Source organism: Azomonas macrocytogenes (assembly GCF_014191985.1).
Lineage (GTDB): Bacteria > Pseudomonadota > Gammaproteobacteria > Pseudomonadales > Pseudomonadaceae > Azomonas > Azomonas macrocytogenes.
The window spans coordinates 22348-37290 of the sequence record NZ_JACHXI010000020.1 but is presented as its reverse complement, the minus strand read 5'-3'; the positions used below and the strand labels follow the sequence as shown (position 1 = coordinate 37290).

The following is a 14943-nucleotide window of genomic DNA, read 5'->3' as shown; positions in this document are numbered from 1 at the left end:
CGTTACCTCATGTTGATGTTCTGTCTGCTCAACAGGACTGCCCACGCCTGCCCCAGCGACAAGCCGGCATCGTTCGCCGGGACTCGTTCCGGTAGCCATACCTGCAGCCCGTTGTGCTTCAAGCGCTCGCGCAAGCCATCGCGCAGGCACATATTCAGAAAACAGCCGCCACTCAGGACGACTCGCTCAAGCCCATGTTGCGTGGCGGTCGCCGTTACCCAGGCAGCCAGCGCCTCGATCAGGACCGCATGAAACAATTCTGCACCGGTCTGCGGATCGGTCATTTCCGCCAGGCGCTCCAGCAAGGGTAGGCAATCCAGCTGATTATCCGGCCTGATGTGCCAAAGACCGGGCTCCACCAACGGCAGCTCGACGACCAGCGACTCCAGCAATAGCGCTGCCTGCGCCTCGAAATCCTGCCGCAGACAGATGCCTAGCAACCCAGCCGCCGCATCGAACAGGCGACCGGCACTGCTGGTGAGCGGGCAATTGAACTCGCGGGCGAGCATTCGAGCAACGGTTACGCAGGCCGGCTGGTCGGCGAAACGCTCGGCAATCTGCCGGTTTCGCCCCAATGTATGCAACACGGCCGCGGCCATGCGCCATGGCTCGCGGGCACCTTTATCGCCGCCGGGCAAAGGCAGCGGAGCCAGTTCGCCCAGTGGCATGAAACCGTCCGTAGAGACTGCCAACAACTCACCGCCACGCAACTGGCCATCCCACCCCAGCCCAAAGCCATCCAGCGCCAGCCCCAATATCGGCTCGCTGATTCCATGCTCGGCCATCACCGCACAGAGATGCGCATGATGATGCTGTACCGGGCGCAGCGGCAGGCCATGGCGCTCGGCGTAATCGTGGGCGAAACGGCTGGAATGGAAATCCGCATGCAGATCGCAGGCGACATGCTCGGGCTGGATATCCAGCAGTTCACTCAGTTGCGCGACCGTCCGCTCCAGAGCACGACAGTTGTCGGCATTGTCGAGATCGCCGATATGCTGGGAAATATAGGCCTGGTTGCCACGCGTCAGGCAGATGGTGGTTTTCAGCTGCCCGCCCAGCGCCAGGATCGCTGGACCGCTCCAAGGCAGTTCGATGAACTGTGGCGCCAAGCCGCGCCCCAGACGAATGACGGCTGGCGGGGCGCCGATGGCATTGATGACCGAATCGTCGCAGCGCCTCACGATCTCCCGATCATGCAGCAACCAGAGATCGGCGATCCCGGCCAGCGTACGGCGGGCCTCGTCGTTATCGGTCATCAGCGGCTCGCCCTGCCGATTGGCGCTGGTCATTACCAGAACGAGTGACTGCACTCGCCTGGTCCAATCAATCCCACCCGGCCGCCCGGCCACTTCGTGGAACAACAGCCAGTGCAATGGACTGTGCGGCAGCATGACCCCCAGCCAACCGAGCCGTGGCGCCAGTTGCGGAGCCAGTACGGCAGCGGCGGGTCGTTTGCGCTGCAGCACAACAGGGGCTGCCGGGCTGGATAACTCGCGACAACCAACGTCGGTCAACTCGACCAGTGTTTCCAATGTGGGCAGATTGGCGGCCATCAGGGCGAAGGGTTTTTCCGGCCGCCGCTTGCGCCGCCGCAACTCAGCCACAGCCTCGGCATTGCGCGCATCGCACAGCAGATGGAAACCGCCGACACCCCGCAGCGCGACGATGCCGCCCTGCTCGATGACCGCCAGCGTCTGCGCCACAGGATCGCCAGCCAGACGCCGGCCAGCGCCGTCCTCACCCCAGAGCTGCGGCCCACAGACCGGACAGGCATTGGGTTGGGCATGAAAGCGCCGGTCGGCCGGGTCGTCATATTCCTGCTGGCAGGCTGGGCACAGCTCGAAGCACGCCATGCTGGTGCCGGCCCGGTCGTAAGGCAAGCGCTCCATCAGCGTGTAGCGTGGCCCGCAGTGGGTACAGTTGATGAAGGGGTAACGCCAGCGGCGATTGTGCGGATCGAACAGCTCGGTCAGACAGTCCGGGCACACCGCCGCATCCGGCGGCGCGCCGAGCATGAGCGGCGCTGGCTCATCCAGCGTATGGATAATGTCGAAGCGCTCGAAGCGAAGTTCGCTCGGGCAGATTTCGCGCTGGAGCGCATCGATCCGCGCCAACGGCGGCAGTTCAGCCTGTAGACGACTCGTGAAGCTCGCCAAGTCGGCGACGGAGCCTTGCAGATCGATGCGCACGCCCTGCCGTGTATTGCACACCTGTCCACACAACCCCAGCGCTGTCGCCAGCCGATAGACGAAAGGTCGCATGCCCACGCCTTGCACCTGCCCGCTCAACAGCAGTCGCAACCGGAGCATTTCAGCGACCTCGGCAGCGTTGTTCAGAGCAGAGCCTCAAGCGCCCGGGCCTGCTCGTTCAAGGCGTCGATACGGGCATGAATACGGGCCGTACGGCGGCGGTCGATCCAGTCCAGCCATTCGCCCATGCCCACTCCGGTGCGCGCGGAAACCTCGAGCACTTCGATTCGTGGATTGACCCGACGGGCATATTCGATACACGCCTCGACAGCGAAATCCAGATGCGGCAGCAGGTCGATCTTGTTCAACAACATCAGGTCCGCAGCATGAAACATGTCCGGGTACTTGAGCGGCTTGTCCTCGCCCTCGGTCACCGACAGGATGACGACCTTGTGCGCCTCGCCCAGATCAAAGGCGGCCGGGCAAACCAGATTGCCCACGTTTTCGATGAACAGCAGCCCGCCGTCCAGGTGCTCCAGTCGTTCGAGAGCCAGGCCGACCATATGGGCATCCAGATGGCAACCCTTGCCGGTATTGACTTGCACCGCCGGCACGCCGGTAGCACGGATACGCTCGGCATCATTGGCAGTCTGCTGGTCACCCTCGATCACGGCCAACGGCAGGCGCCCACCCAGTTGCCGGATGGTGCTGGTCAGCAAGGTGGTCTTGCCGGAACCGGGGCTGGACACCAGATTCAGCGCAAACAGCGACAACGCCTCGAAACGGCTGCGATTCTGCGCAGCATAGCCAGCGTTCTTGCCCAGGATGTCCTTCTCGATCTGTACCATGCGGCTTTGGCTCAAGCCCGGTACATGAGCATGCGCCGGGCCCTGGCCGAAATGCAGATCCAACCCGTCGCTCACCGGCTTGTCCGCCGCAGGAATTACCGGAGCAACTGCTCGCCGGATGTTCATATGGCTATGCCGAATCCGCTCCTGGGTCTGCACGCGATACGCCTGACCTTCGATCCGAGCCTCGCCGGTTTCGCAGCCACAAATGGTACACATCTCTACTCTACCTCCAGTTCCTTGACCCGCATTTCATCGCCTTGAGTGACCTGCAGATGATGACTACCGCAGGCTGGGCAGGCATCGTAGCGCTGGCGGATCGGCACGCTGGCATTGCAGCCCAGGCACCAGGCCTGCCCTGGCAAGTCGATGATTTCCAGACGGGCATCCTGCGCCAGGGTATTGCGTGTCACTGCCTCGAAACAGAAACGCAGCGCCTGCTGCTCGATCATCGCTAACGGGCCGATTTCCAGCCATACCGTCTTGACTCGGGAAAACCGCTGCGCGGTAGCCTGCTCTTCCAGCAACTGGACGACACCTTCGGCAATGGACATTTCATGCATGGTCGATCTTCACCTCGAAATCCAGACAGGGATCCATCGACAGCACCAACTCGTGCACCAGCGTTTCGGCCTGCTCCACAGGAACCCGAATCCCGCGCAACTGCCGGCGCAACAGGCCATCGGCATGGAAATTCCAGTCGGTCGGCGCAATGATCTGCCATTCGGCGATCCGCCCGCGCTCCACACGAATACGCTGCAGCAGCCAGCCACGGGCCGTCTTGACCAGCGCCATGCCCTCGCCCGCTTCCAGTACCGGTTGCGCCATACAGGCCACCGGCGGGAGCGTCTGCAGCGCAGCCATCGAACGGCACGCGCCATGCAGCAAAGCCATGACCCGCTGTTCGATCTGCCGACCGGCCGATCCCGTAATCTCACTGGCAGTGGCCGGCCCGGTCATTCGCGGTTGCCCGTCGATCTCGGCGGTCACTCTTCCTTCACGCAGCGCCGCTAGAAGCGGCTCGATCCGGGTCGGTTCCAGCGCCTCGGGAACGGCTCCGCCCAAGGTGATGCCCGACCAGTGCGCCAGGCGCGGCATCAGCCAACCGCAAGACCCGATGTCTTGCAGCTGCTGGCCATACTCAGCCAATTGCTGCAAGGCGGTGTTCAGTTCGCCGCGTTGCGGATCATCAGCAAGCGCCTGCAAGCCAGCCATCGGCTGCAACGCCGAGATGCCATGCTGGCACAGCGAAACCAATCGCTTCAGCTGATCGGCGGCAATCGGCAGCTCCCAGCCGTGAGCCAGGCGCAGCAACGATTCACGGATCAGTTCCAGCTCGGTCAGCTGTTGCCGTGCCCGCACAACCTCCAGCGGGGTCTGCCAGCCAAGCGCCTGCTCCAGGGCATTGACCGCGGCAACCTGCTGGGCGTTAGAACAAATAGAAAACAGCAACGCAATACAGCGCAAGGCCGGCTCCGGTTCACGGCCTGTCAGCAAGCGGCTGATGTGTTCCAAGGGCCGTTGCAGATTCGTCGTCACCGCCACGATCCGATCGGTCGCATGCTGGACGTCGATGCACAGCCGACCGGCCAGGCTACTCACGTACAGTCTGCCCCAATACCCGGCGAAACAAGGTACGTCGACTCACGCCAGCAGCCTCTTCATCTGCGTGCGACGTATCGCCCAGGATTAGCGTGAGCACCTCGCCGGCGACGGCCCGTGCCTCGATTTGCCCGGGAAAATCCTGCATCGGCGAATACAGCGAGGCACTGGCCAGCAAGCCCAGGATTTCATCGTTGTGCACGATGCATTCATATTCGCCGGAAGGCAGCATCAGCAGTACCGGCCCGCCCTGACGTGGCAACGCCGCTCCGGGCAAGGGCTGCCAGAGTAGATTCATGCACCAGGGCGTGATCAATACCCCCACCTGACCGATATCCTCCAGCAAGCGCCAGCCAACCAGCTCGACCTTAAGCGCCGGATTACAGATGGGCAGTTCTGCCATGCGCAGGCCGACCGCGCGATAACAGGCTTCGATTTCGATACGCTCATGCATGGCTGGCTCAAGCGCTCACGACCATGAACTGCTCGCGTGCGCCATCGCACCGCGGGCAACACCAGTGCTCCGGCAACCGACTGAACGGCGTACCGGGCGCGATCTGCCAGACCTCATCGCCCTTGGCCGGGTCATACTGATACCAGCAGATCTTGCATTCCAATACCGCCTCATCCAGCAGGCGGCTGCCATCGCCCAGATAGCTGCCTTCGAACTGTCGGTTCATATCAGCACCGCGCGAATTTCCCGTAGGCGCTCGCTGGAATCCTCCACATCTTCCTGTGCGGCACAGGCTACTTGCGGAATCGTCGTGACTTCCAGCGTATCGAGGATCAACTGGTCGGTACTGTTGAAATACTGCACCCGCCAGATCCCGGGCGTTGCCGTACTGGCGATCCGACAACTGCCATAACCGCGGGACAGCATGACTACCGCTCCGTCGCCCAATTGCTCGGCGAGAAATCGATGGTCTTCCGGCGAGAATGGCAGCAATGACAGATTGACCACGCGCGCCATACCCAACCCTGCCTCGGCATGCCGTTGCGCCGCATCCAACAGCTCAGCCAGCACCGGGCCGGCATTGAGCAAATCAGCAGGCATCGCTGCCGCCTGCAGCTGCGGCCAGCGCGCGTCGGCGAATGCCTGTTGCAGAACCAACGCCGGCACGTCCGCGATTTCCAGCCACTGCCGGACAATGATGCCCTGCTCATCCAGCTGCTGGCCCCACCAGACTCCGGCCAGCACGGTTTCCTGAATACGTACCGGTTGTGCACCACACACCTGCACCGCCACTTCGCCTTCCCCGAGGATCTGGTTCAACAATGCCAATCCCGGTTCTGGAAGACACGCCAGTTCGACGGCTCGGCCAGGTTCACCGGCCTTGTAGCCATCCAGCTCGGCCTGCACGCGCTCCAGCAGCTCTAGCGTTTCGGGATACTCGCCCAGCTCTTCGCTTTCAGGCAGTACAGGAATCGCGAAGGTATGCATTTCATGCGGCATCGGCATATAGCTGAGCTGATCGTCTTCCGTACGTGAGCCAGGACCGATACCGCTATTGAAGAAGGGGGTTTCGCCATTCATTGCATCGCCCTCAGTGATCAGGGATAGGAGGTGTCGCCGCTGCCAGGAGCGGAATGCGTGTGGCAGCGTCTTGCGGCTCGAGCGCAAGAATCAACGGAATCTGCGCCAGATATTCATCCCAGTCCCGAACCTTGGGCAGACTGCCGAGATAGCGTCCCGCTTTCAGGAATACCAGCGTCGGCCAGACGCTGAAACCGTAACGCATCTGCAGGCGCTGCTCGAAATCATGAGCGATCAGGGCTGGGCTCAGTTGCGGGAATACCTTGAGCAGTTCCGGCAGGATCACGGCGACATCCAGCGACTCGGGAAAGCGCTTGGGATCGCCGCAAAAAAACAGCACGGAAAAATCCTGCGCCTGTACGTGGCGCTCGAACTCAATTTCGTCCAGACAAGGAAAATCCAGCGTCCCGGTCAAACGCGCCAGCAAAGGATGCTTCATCAGGTTTTTTCCTTGGCTCGAACCTGGGCTTGCAGGTGCGGTGGCAGTTGCGGTTCACGCTCGAGAAGATCGGCAAAGAAACCATCCAGGTCAACCAGATCGCCCGAGTTGATGGCGGCCAGTGCGCCGAGCGCATCACGAACCTGAGCAGCGCGCTGGGCCGTGATCGCCTCGCGGGCAGCATCGAGGAATACCAGCAACCAGCTTCCTGCATCCGGTTCATCGATCAGGCGCGTATCGATCCAGCGAGCCTGTTGGCCATCATCGCACCAGGCCCGTCCCGATTCGGTTTGCAGCACTTGCATGGGGATGCCGATGCACATGGCTACTCCTTGCCGCCGGCATTGATGAAACGGAGGTCACCGTAGCGATAGGCGACATGCTCCGGCGGGCGCTCGGCCTCGTACCGTTCCAGCGCCAGCTGTTCGGGAGCCAGGCATCCGGATGGCTCGGCATCGGGCGTGCGATCCTCAGGCACGACACCGCGTTCCGCCAGAAAAGCCAGGGCAATGTCGATGGCCGGTTGCAACTGCGCCTTGACCGAGTCACGCAGGCTACCGCCGAAATCTTCCAGTTGTTCGGGCTGGACACCGACCAGCAGCAGTTCTTTCGGGTAATCACCCGTGAATTCGGCGAGTGCTAGCACATCCTGGAAACCGGTCTGGTGCAAACTCATACGCTTGGCGCCCATGAATTTGGGTACCTCGTCGTCGCGCACAATTTTCAGCGTACCGGGCGGCAAGCCATAGTCGACGGCATCGAACACGATAAGGCGGCTCGCTTTCTGGACATGCTGAACCAGATAGATACCTTGAGTACCGCCATCCATCAGTTGCACTGGGTCGGGAAATCGATAGCGCTCGTTCAGTAGCTCGACGCAGCGAATGCCGAAGCCTTCGTCCGCCCAGAGCAGGTTGCCAATACCAAGAATCAGGATGCTGTCGCTCATAGGCTGTTTTTCTGGCACTCGCGGAGATTGGCTTATGGCAAGGCTGAAGCAGCTTTAGCCCAGCTCATGACCGGACTCCAGGCTGCCGTCAGTCCGGTTTGTCGTCCTTGAACATGCGCCAGCCGCCGACCATGGTGGAAATCAGCGATTGGCGGGACATGATGTCTTCACGAATGGCCAGATAGACATGGATCATCACGAACATGAGGATGTACCACATGCCGAGGCGGTGCCAGCTGTGCACATCCAGGCTCTGGCCGAACAGCGGAATCACCCAGCCGAACAAGCGGTCGGCCCAACTGCCCTGCCCCGTACCCTCGCCATACAAGGCGAAGCCGGTGACGCTCATGAAGATCGCGCCGATCACGAAGACACTGAACATGGCCAGCTGACCCAGCGGGTTGTGGCCGATGTACTTCTTCGGCGTCTTTTCCAGGAACAGATACCAGCGGAGCTCGTGGATCAATTCGTGCCACCAGGCTTTTTTATGGATCGGCACCAGGAACAGCTCGCGCGCATGATGATTGCCGACGAATGCCCAGTAGATGCGCCCGAGCAGACCAAGCGCCAGCACGTAACCTGCAGAGAAATGGGCAAAACGGATATAACCCATCAGGTAATTGTCGCTTGCCTCGCCAGGCATCGTCGGCAGCGGCACCCCGATCAGATAGCCGGTTATGCTCAGCGTCACGATGCAGAGCGCCGTCACCCAATGCCAAAGGCGCACCGGCGCCTCGTAGACATATACGGCCGTCTGCTTGCGCACCTGATCGTGGCCAGCATCGGCCAGCGATTTTTCCAGAGCCATTGCGTTGTCCTCTAGCGAATCTTCACCCGAGTCAGTTCCTGGCCGTCCGGCGCGATCACATGGGTCGAACAGGCGAGGCAGGGATCGAAGCTGTGCAAGGTACGCAGGATTTCGACCGGCTCGTCGGGACGCTCCATCGGTGTGTCGAGCAGGGAAGCTTCATAGGCACCGATGTTGCCTTTGTGATCGCGCGGCGTGGCGTTCCAGGTCGTCGGGACGATGGCCTGATAGTTCTCGATCTTGCCATCCTTGATCTTGATCCAGTGACCGAGCGCGCCGCGCGGTGCCTCGTTGATCCCGACGCCCCTGGCCTCCTTCGGCCAACTGCTGGGGTCCCACTTGTCGACGTTGGCGGTCGCGGTATCCCCGTTCTTGATGTTGGTGACCAAGGCGTTCCAGTCGTCGAGCATGGTATCGGTACACAGCTCGCATTCCAGCGCCCGAGCCAGGGTGCGACCGAGCGTCGAAGGCAGGAACTGTTTCAGGGTGAGCGCCTGGCCAGTCCCCTGATTGAAGGCGGCCAGCGAACGGTCCACCTGCTCCTTCACATACTCGCGCCCGGAAACATAGGCGATGATGTAGCGCGCCAGCGGACCAACCTCCATGGCATGCCCGCGCCAGCGTGGCGCCTTGATCCAGCTGTACTTGTGCGCCTCGTCCAGCTCCTTGATATCGGTGCGGGTGCCCTTGGTGTTCGGGCCGAGCTCGAATTTCGGCTCGGTGACACCATCCCAGGGATGCAGGCCTTTGGTCTCGTCGCCATAGGCATACCAGGAATGGGTCACGAACTCCTGGATTTCCTCTGGATCACGGACGTTCACCGGCAGCACTTCGTTCCAGTTGCCGTTGACGATTGCGCCGGCCGGCAGGATGTCGGTGGATTTGTCGCCCGGCCGCTGGGCATGCGTGCCGTAGGAAAGCAGGTTCTGCGAGGCCAGACCGCCGCCGTAGAGCCAGTCCTTGTAGACGCCGGCAACAGCCAGCACATCCGGCAGATAGACATTCTTGGTGAATTCGCGAGCCTCGTGGATACGCTCCAGCACGAAGTTCAACGTGACCATGTTGACCGGTGCGCCAGCGGCACCTACATCGTCCAGATTGATGGCACAGGCCATGCCGCCAACCATGTAGTTGGGGTGCGGGTTCTTGCCGCCGAAGATCGTGTGGATCTTGACGATATCCTTCTGCAGATCCAGTGCCTCAAGGTAGTGGGTGACCGCCATGAGATCCGCTTCCGGTGGCAGCTTGTAGGCCGGATTGTCCCAATAGCCGTTGGAGAAAAGACCGAGCTGGCCACTCTCGACAAACTTCTTCAGGCGATTCTGCACATCGCGGAAATAGCCCGGGCTGGACTTGGGGTGCGCCGGCGACACCATTTGCTGCAGCGCCGATGTGGCTTTCGGATCGGCCTTCAGCGCGTTGACCGGGTTGACCCAGTCCAGGGCATGCAGGTGGTAGAAATGCACGATGTGGTCATGAACCTGCAGCGTCTTGTCCATCAACTGGCGAATCAACAAGGCGTTGTAGGGCACATCGATACCCAGGGCATCTTCTACCGCGCGCACCGAAGCCAGCGCGTGAGTACCCGTGCAGACACCACAGATGCGCTCGACGAACGCCCAGGCATCGCGCGGATCGCGCCCCTTGAGGATCACTTCCAGGCCACGCCACATGGTTCCGGTGGAAACGGCATTGCGAATGACGTTGTGCTCGTCGACATTGACTTCGCAACGCATGTGCCCTTCGATCCGGGTAACCGGATCGACCACGATGCGCCGTCCGGAATTGTCGAGCTGGCTGGCATTCATCGGCTTGTTCATGCCTGCTCTCCCTTGTCCTGCATGCGTTTGATGGCACTGACCGCAGCATGCGCGGCGATGGCGGCACCGACCCCGCCAGTAACGGCAAGCCCGATATCGTCGGCATTCTTCTCGATGCCGAACTGCGGAATATTGCTCAAGCGGCTATAGAAGGAACCTTTGTCCCAGAAACCGTCTTCGGAACAACCGATACAACCATGACCGGACTGGATCGGGAAGGAAACGCCGCCATTCCAGCGGACAGTCGAACAGGCGTTATAGCTGGTTGGTCCCTTGCAACCGGCCTTATAAAGGCAGTAGCCCTTGCGGGCGCCTTCGTCGTCCCAATGCTCGACGAACTGACCGGCATCGAAGTGTGGACGGCGATAGCATTTATCGTGAATGCGCTGACCATAGAACATCTTTGGCCGGCCCTGGCGATCCAGTTCAGGCAGCTTGCCAAACGTCAGCATGTAGGTAATCACCCCGGTCATCACCTCGGCGATAGGTGGACAGCCCGGTACCTTGATGATCGGCTTGTCGGTAATCACCTTGTGAATCGGCACGGCCTGCGTCGGATTCGGCCGAGCCGCCTGCACACAGCCCCAGCTGGCACAGCTACCCCAGGCAATCACGGCCTTGGCATCCTTGGCCGCATGCTTGAGCTGATCGAGGAATGGTTTTCCACCGACGATGCAGAACATGCCGTCTTCGTTCAATGGCGGGTTGCCTTCCACTGCCAGGATGTATTCACCCTTGTATTTCTGCATGGTCTGCTCAAGGCTTGCTTCAGCCTGGTGACCGGCAGCAGCCATCAGCGTGTCGTCATAATCCAGCGAGATCATCGACAGCACTACATCCTTGACCAGTGGATGCGCAGAGCGAATGAAGGATTCTGAACAGCAGGTGCATTCCAGGCCATGGATCCAGAGCACCGGGGTTCGTGGCTTGGTCTCCATCGCATTGGCGATTCGCGGAACGAAGGCAGGCCCCAGACCCAAAGCCGCCGCAGTTAGGCTGCAGAACTTGAGAAAGCTGCGACGAGTAATTCCCTGGCGTCGCATTACTTCATAAAAAGTTTCGATCTGAGACATGCCATTTCCCTTGGACCAATTGCCAGGATGCCTTGCGTGCATCTGTTTCTCGAGATGGAATCAGGAAGTACGAAATATCCCTGAATCAGGGGGTCGCAATCCTATCAAATCGTCACATATGAGATTAAGTATTTTTCGAACCTAAACCATCAACCAAAACGTAATAGTTTTTAAACTCGAACAAGACAGCTCATGACAAGCAAAAGAAAATAAAAACATATTCAAAAACTAATTATACAAAGCCAATACAATAGTCTATCTAACTACCCAAATCGAACTTCATTGACCAGCAAAACAATAAGCAGATTGCCACAATAAAAATATTCAAGAGGAAAAGATCAAGAAATATAAAATTTGTCATTTTATTTAATTATTGGTTTTAAAAAATTCTGAATACTTAATTGCTAATCGTTCTCGATTTCAAATACCTCGATAAAAGCCAGCAAACATAGACAAGTCACATCGACCTCAGAATACGGCATCCAACAAGGCAGGAAGCACCTCTCCGGCAAAACCGGTGAGATTGTATTCACGAACGGAATGCAGCGAAGAAGGCTGGGGATTTATATGCGCCACCAAAGCACCACCTTGCCAAGCAAGCGAAGGAATGAGGGCAGCAGGATAAACCGCACCTGAAGTACCTACCGACAGCAACAAATCACATTCGCTTGCCGCTGCGAATGCCTCATGCATGGCTTTTTCAGGTAACGCTTCACCGAACCAGACAACACCCGGGCGAACCGGCCCCGAGCAAATCGGGCAGCATGGTGGCGATTGCCGCTTTTCAACGGGAGGTTCATTGGTTGTTTCGAGCAAACCATTAAAAGCAGCAGCACAGTTGAAACAACGAGGGTGATGCAGACTGCCATGCAGGTGCAAAACATCCTGGCAACCGGCTCGCTCATGCAGATCATCGACATTCTGCGTGATCAGTGTCAGTCGAGGTACTCGGCGAGCAAGCTCGGCAATTGCATGATGGGCAGGATTGGGAGATGCCTGAAGAGTACGCAGACGACGCCACTCGTACCAGCCCCAGACCAGGTCGGGGTCTTGCTGAAAGGCTTCAGGCGTCGCCAGCGCCAGGGGATCGTAGCGAGCCCACAGACCGGTCAGCGCATCACGAAAAGTTGGAACCCCACTTTCTGCAGAAACGCCGGCACCGGTAAATACCACCACATGCCTGCTAGAGCGCAGGCCTTCGATCAGCTCCAGCGGGATGCTGCCGAACGATCCTGCGCCCATTCCCTACTACCTTTTTATCCCGACTCTTGCTTACTCAGCAGCTTTTTCTTGGGGAGCCGACTCATCGGTCGCCGCCGGAGCAGCTGCTTTTTCCTCAGGTGCCGATTCTTCTTCCGCAGCCGGAGGAGTCGCTTCCTGTTTCTTGATTCCCAACAATTCCAGATCAAACACCAGAACCGAGTTTGCCGGAATCAGCGGACTGGGGCTTTGCTCGCCATAAGCCAGCTTGCTGGGGATATAGAGCTTGTATTTTTCTCCTACATGCATCAATTGCAAGCCTTCGACCCAACCCGGAATCACGCCGCTAACGGGAAGATCAATAGGATTGCCACGCTTGTAGGAACTGTCGAAAACGGTACCGTCGACCAGGCGGCCTTCGTAATGCACGGTAACGACGTCATCAGGACCAGGCTGCGGACCTTCAGCGGCCTTGGTCACTTCATACTGCAAGCCGGATTCGGTAGTTTTCACTTCCTGGCGCTTGGCATTCTCTGCCAGGAACTTCTCACCGGTCTTGAGCGCTTCCTGATTCATGGCAGACACGCGCTCTTCAGCACGCGTCTGCAGATAGGTAAAGGCCTCCATCAGCTCTTCGTCGGAGAGCTTTTGTTCTTTCTTGCCGATCGCGTCTTCAATACCTTGGGCAACAGCTTTCGAATCGAGATCATCCATGCCTTCCTGCGACATGCTCTTGCCCATATTCAGGCCGATACCGTAGGAAGCTTTCTGCGCTGGCGTCTTCAGCTCGACGCTGGTTTGCGAATCACAACCCGCCAAAACCAGGCCAACAAGGGCCAAGGCAGATGCCAAACGTTGGTGTCTCATGCGGTTTCCTTATATAGACGCTTCAGGATAAAAGAGCGGAGCAGCTTAGCAGGCGATCTGGAAGAATGGCTACCATGCATCGCAACGAGTATCCACGAATATATTGAGAGCTTCGCCGCGCAACTTGCGTTGTTTGCATGACTGCAGGGCAAAATCAAAGAATCAGGGCTACAGATTCAACACACTTCAATCCAGCCCATAAGAAAAAAGCGGCCCGTAGGCCGCTTTCTTGATGATCACCCAACAACATAGTGATCCGGTGTGTGGCGCAGCGGACGGGACTCGAACCCGCGACCCCCGGCGTGACAGGCCGGTATTCTAACCGACTGAACTACCGCTGCGCATTACCTCGAGTTTGGTGGGTGATGACGGGATCGAACCGCCGACCCTCTGCTTGTAAGGCAGATGCTCTCCCAGCTGAGCTAATCACCCTTCACTCTCGAAGTGGGGCGCATTTTAGAGAGCCTTTTTCACCTTGGCAACCCCTTTGTGAAAATATTTTTTCAAGACTTCCAACGACTTAGCTGAGGCAGCTCAAAAACGCAACAAGAATGCAACAGACACGGCATCGTGGGGTTGGACAACCCGTACCAGGCAGGAATAATGCGCGCTTCGTTTCAGGAGTGTTTTCCGTCATGTGGTTTCGCAATCTGCTCGTCTATCGACTCACCCAGAATATAAGCCTTGATCCCGAGACCCTCGAAGCCGCACTGGCCAGCAAGCCGGCCCGCCCCTGCGCCAGCCAGGAGTTGAATACCTATGGCTTCGTTGCTCCGTTCGGCAAAGGAGAAGATGCACCGCTGGTTCACGCCAGCGAAGGTTTTCTGCTGATCGCTGCACGCAAGGAGGAACGGATTCTACCCAGCAGCGTGGTAAACGACGCACTCAAGGAAAAAATCGACGAGATCGAAACTCAGCAGATGCGCAAGGTCTACAAGAAAGAGCGCGAACAGTTGAAAGACGAGATAGTACAAAGCTTTTTGCCACGGGCTTTCATTCGAAAATCCGCAACTTACGCGGCCATAGCGCCTGCGCTAGGACTGATATGGGTAGATACATCCAGTGCTAAACGTGCCGAAGATCTGCTGTCGACACTGCGTGAAGCACTCGGCTCGCTGCCGATTCGCCCTCTGGCAATAAAGGTAGCTCCTGCGGCAACCCTGACTTCCTGGGTTCAATCCCAGCAGGCCAGCGCTGGCTTTCAGATCCTGGATGAATGCGAATTGCGCGATACCCATGAGGACGGTGGCACGGTTCGCTGCAAGCGCCAGGACTTGGCCAGTGATGAAATCCAGCGCCATCTGGGTGCCGGCAAGCAAGTCACGCAACTGGGGCTGGCCTGGCAGGACAAGCTTTCCTTCATTCTCGACGACAAGCTGATCATCAAGCGTCTGCGCTTCGAGGATTTGCTGCAAGAGCAAGCGGAGCAGGATGGTGGAGACGATGCCTTGGGGCAGCAGGACGCCAGTTTCACACTCATGATGCTGACGTTTGCGGAATTTATCCCGGCGCTGACCGAAGCATTGGGCGGCGAGGAAATTCTACAAGGTATCTGATCGATAATCCGTTAGCTGGTACTGCCTGGTTCCAGCTATACGCCCAGTGAGCGGAAAG

At 58.8% G+C, this 14943-nt stretch carries 16 protein-coding genes and 2 tRNA genes; 1 reads left to right on the top strand and 17 read right to left on the bottom strand.

Annotated elements, in window-relative coordinates; translation table 11 throughout:
- Positions 1–2: 2 nt before the first annotated feature.
- The 17 genes from hypF to FHR87_RS15635 all read right to left on the bottom strand — a co-directional run bounded on the left by hypF (position 3) and on the right by FHR87_RS15635 (position 13761).
- A complete protein-coding gene (gene hypF, locus FHR87_RS15715) occupies positions 3–2309 on the bottom strand; it encodes a carbamoyltransferase HypF (protein ID WP_183167665.1) in 2307 nt (768 codons plus the stop codon).
- Between the two features lie 23 nt (positions 2310–2332).
- The gene (gene hypB / locus FHR87_RS15710; RefSeq protein WP_183167664.1) at positions 2333–3256 is read right to left on the bottom strand and encodes a hydrogenase nickel incorporation protein HypB; all 924 of its coding nucleotides are present in this window, start codon (positions 3254–3256) and stop codon (positions 2333–2335) included.
- Between the two features lie 2 nt (positions 3257–3258).
- On the bottom strand, positions 3259–3600 hold the full coding sequence (gene hypA, locus FHR87_RS15705; protein WP_183167663.1) for a hydrogenase maturation nickel metallochaperone HypA: 342 nt from the start codon (positions 3598–3600) through the stop codon (positions 3259–3261).
- Complete coding sequence (locus tag FHR87_RS15700; protein WP_183167662.1) at positions 3593–4639, bottom strand: nickel-dependent hydrogenase large subunit; 1047 nt, start codon at positions 4637–4639, stop codon at positions 3593–3595. Before FHR87_RS15700 ends, hypA begins: the two co-directional genes overlap by 8 nt.
- A complete protein-coding gene (gene hybE / locus FHR87_RS15695; protein WP_183167661.1) occupies positions 4632–5093 on the bottom strand; it encodes a [NiFe]-hydrogenase assembly chaperone HybE in 462 nt (153 codons plus the stop codon). Before hybE ends, FHR87_RS15700 begins: the two co-directional genes overlap by 8 nt.
- Before the next feature lie 7 nt (positions 5094–5100).
- Positions 5101–5319 carry a rubredoxin gene (locus FHR87_RS15690; RefSeq protein ID WP_183167660.1) on the bottom strand — a complete coding sequence of 73 codons (219 nt, stop codon included), beginning with the start codon at positions 5317–5319 and terminating at the stop codon, positions 5101–5103.
- The gene (locus FHR87_RS15685) at positions 5316–6173 is read right to left on the bottom strand and encodes a hydrogenase expression/formation protein (protein ID WP_183167659.1); all 858 of its coding nucleotides are present in this window, start codon (positions 6171–6173) and stop codon (positions 5316–5318) included. The genes FHR87_RS15690 and FHR87_RS15685 overlap by 4 nt, the downstream gene beginning before the upstream one ends.
- A 10-nt stretch (positions 6174–6183) precedes the next feature.
- Entirely contained in the window at positions 6184–6612 is a 429-nt protein-coding gene (locus FHR87_RS15680; RefSeq protein ID WP_183167658.1) for a thioredoxin domain-containing protein, read from the bottom strand.
- Positions 6612–6935: a HypC/HybG/HupF family hydrogenase formation chaperone gene (hypC, locus tag FHR87_RS15675; RefSeq protein ID WP_183167657.1), complete on the bottom strand. Its 324-nt coding sequence runs from the start codon at positions 6933–6935 to the stop codon at positions 6612–6614. Before hypC ends, FHR87_RS15680 begins: the two co-directional genes overlap by 1 nt.
- 2 nt (positions 6936–6937) lie before the next feature.
- Positions 6938–7561: a HyaD/HybD family hydrogenase maturation endopeptidase gene (locus tag FHR87_RS15670; RefSeq protein ID WP_183167656.1), complete on the bottom strand. Its 624-nt coding sequence runs from the start codon at positions 7559–7561 to the stop codon at positions 6938–6940.
- 88 nt (positions 7562–7649) lie between these two features.
- Positions 7650–8369, bottom strand: a complete 720-nt coding sequence (gene cybH, locus FHR87_RS15665) for a Ni/Fe-hydrogenase, b-type cytochrome subunit (RefSeq protein WP_183167655.1) — start codon at positions 8367–8369, stop codon at positions 7650–7652.
- An 11-nt stretch (positions 8370–8380) separates the two neighbouring features.
- Positions 8381–10189 (bottom strand): nickel-dependent hydrogenase large subunit, encoded by a 1809-nt coding sequence (locus FHR87_RS15660; RefSeq protein ID WP_183167654.1) that lies wholly within the window; start codon positions 10187–10189, stop codon positions 8381–8383.
- Positions 10186–11262, bottom strand: coding sequence for a hydrogenase small subunit (locus FHR87_RS15655; protein ID WP_183167653.1), 1077 nt, complete (start codon positions 11260–11262; stop codon positions 10186–10188). The genes FHR87_RS15660 and FHR87_RS15655 overlap by 4 nt, the downstream gene beginning before the upstream one ends.
- Before the next feature lie 468 nt (positions 11263–11730).
- Entirely contained in the window at positions 11731–12504 is a 774-nt protein-coding gene (locus tag FHR87_RS15650; protein WP_183167652.1) for an SIR2 family NAD-dependent protein deacylase, read from the bottom strand.
- 30 nt (positions 12505–12534) lie between these two features.
- Positions 12535–13329: a BamJ family beta-barrel-assembly machinery protein gene (locus FHR87_RS15645; protein WP_183167651.1), complete on the bottom strand. Its 795-nt coding sequence runs from the start codon at positions 13327–13329 to the stop codon at positions 12535–12537.
- A 264-nt stretch (positions 13330–13593) separates the two neighbouring features.
- A tRNA-Asp gene (locus FHR87_RS15640) sits at positions 13594–13670 on the bottom strand.
- 15 nt (positions 13671–13685) lie between these two features.
- Positions 13686–13761: transfer RNA gene (locus FHR87_RS15635), tRNA-Val, on the bottom strand.
- Between the two features lie 203 nt (positions 13762–13964).
- Here FHR87_RS15635 and rdgC point away from each other — a divergent pair.
- A complete protein-coding gene (gene rdgC / locus FHR87_RS15630; protein ID WP_183167650.1) occupies positions 13965–14885 on the top strand; it encodes a recombination-associated protein RdgC in 921 nt (306 codons plus the stop codon).
- Positions 14886–14943: the final 58 nt, after the last annotated feature.

Excerpts from the sequence above, each read along its gene's own strand:
- FHR87_RS15645 (WP_183167651.1), bottom strand. The coding sequence starts at position 13,329 with ATGAGACACCAACGTTTGGCATCTGCCTTGGCCCTTGTTGGCCTGGTT.
- FHR87_RS15685 (WP_183167659.1), bottom strand. The coding sequence starts at position 6,173 with ATGAATGGCGAAACCCCCTTCTTCAATAGCGGTATCGGTCCTGGCTCA.
- FHR87_RS15670 (WP_183167656.1), bottom strand. The coding sequence starts at position 7,561 with ATGAGCGACAGCATCCTGATTCTTGGTATTGGCAACCTGCTCTGGGCG.
- FHR87_RS15660 (WP_183167654.1), bottom strand. The coding sequence starts at position 10,189 with ATGAACAAGCCGATGAATGCCAGCCAGCTCGACAATTCCGGACGGCGC.
- FHR87_RS15680 (WP_183167658.1), bottom strand. The coding sequence starts at position 6,612 with ATGAAGCATCCTTTGCTGGCGCGTTTGACCGGGACGCTGGATTTTCCT.
- hypA (WP_183167663.1), bottom strand. The coding sequence starts at position 3,600 with ATGCATGAAATGTCCATTGCCGAAGGTGTCGTCCAGTTGCTGGAAGAG.
- hybE (WP_183167661.1), bottom strand. The coding sequence starts at position 5,093 with ATGCATGAGCGTATCGAAATCGAAGCCTGTTATCGCGCGGTCGGCCTG.
- hypB (WP_183167664.1), bottom strand. The coding sequence starts at position 3,256 with ATGTGTACCATTTGTGGCTGCGAAACCGGCGAGGCTCGGATCGAAGGT.
- FHR87_RS15650 (WP_183167652.1), bottom strand. The coding sequence starts at position 12,504 with ATGGGCGCAGGATCGTTCGGCAGCATCCCGCTGGAGCTGATCGAAGGC.
- FHR87_RS15690 (WP_183167660.1), bottom strand. The coding sequence starts at position 5,319 with ATGAACCGACAGTTCGAAGGCAGCTATCTGGGCGATGGCAGCCGCCTG.
- cybH (WP_183167655.1), bottom strand. The coding sequence starts at position 8,369 with ATGGCTCTGGAAAAATCGCTGGCCGATGCTGGCCACGATCAGGTGCGC.
- rdgC (WP_183167650.1), top strand. The coding sequence starts at position 13,965 with ATGTGGTTTCGCAATCTGCTCGTCTATCGACTCACCCAGAATATAAGC.
- hypC (WP_183167657.1), bottom strand. The coding sequence starts at position 6,935 with ATGTGCATCGGCATCCCCATGCAAGTGCTGCAAACCGAATCGGGACGG.
- FHR87_RS15655 (WP_183167653.1), bottom strand. The coding sequence starts at position 11,262 with ATGTCTCAGATCGAAACTTTTTATGAAGTAATGCGACGCCAGGGAATT.
- hypF (WP_183167665.1), bottom strand. The coding sequence starts at position 2,309 with ATGCTCCGGTTGCGACTGCTGTTGAGCGGGCAGGTGCAAGGCGTGGGC.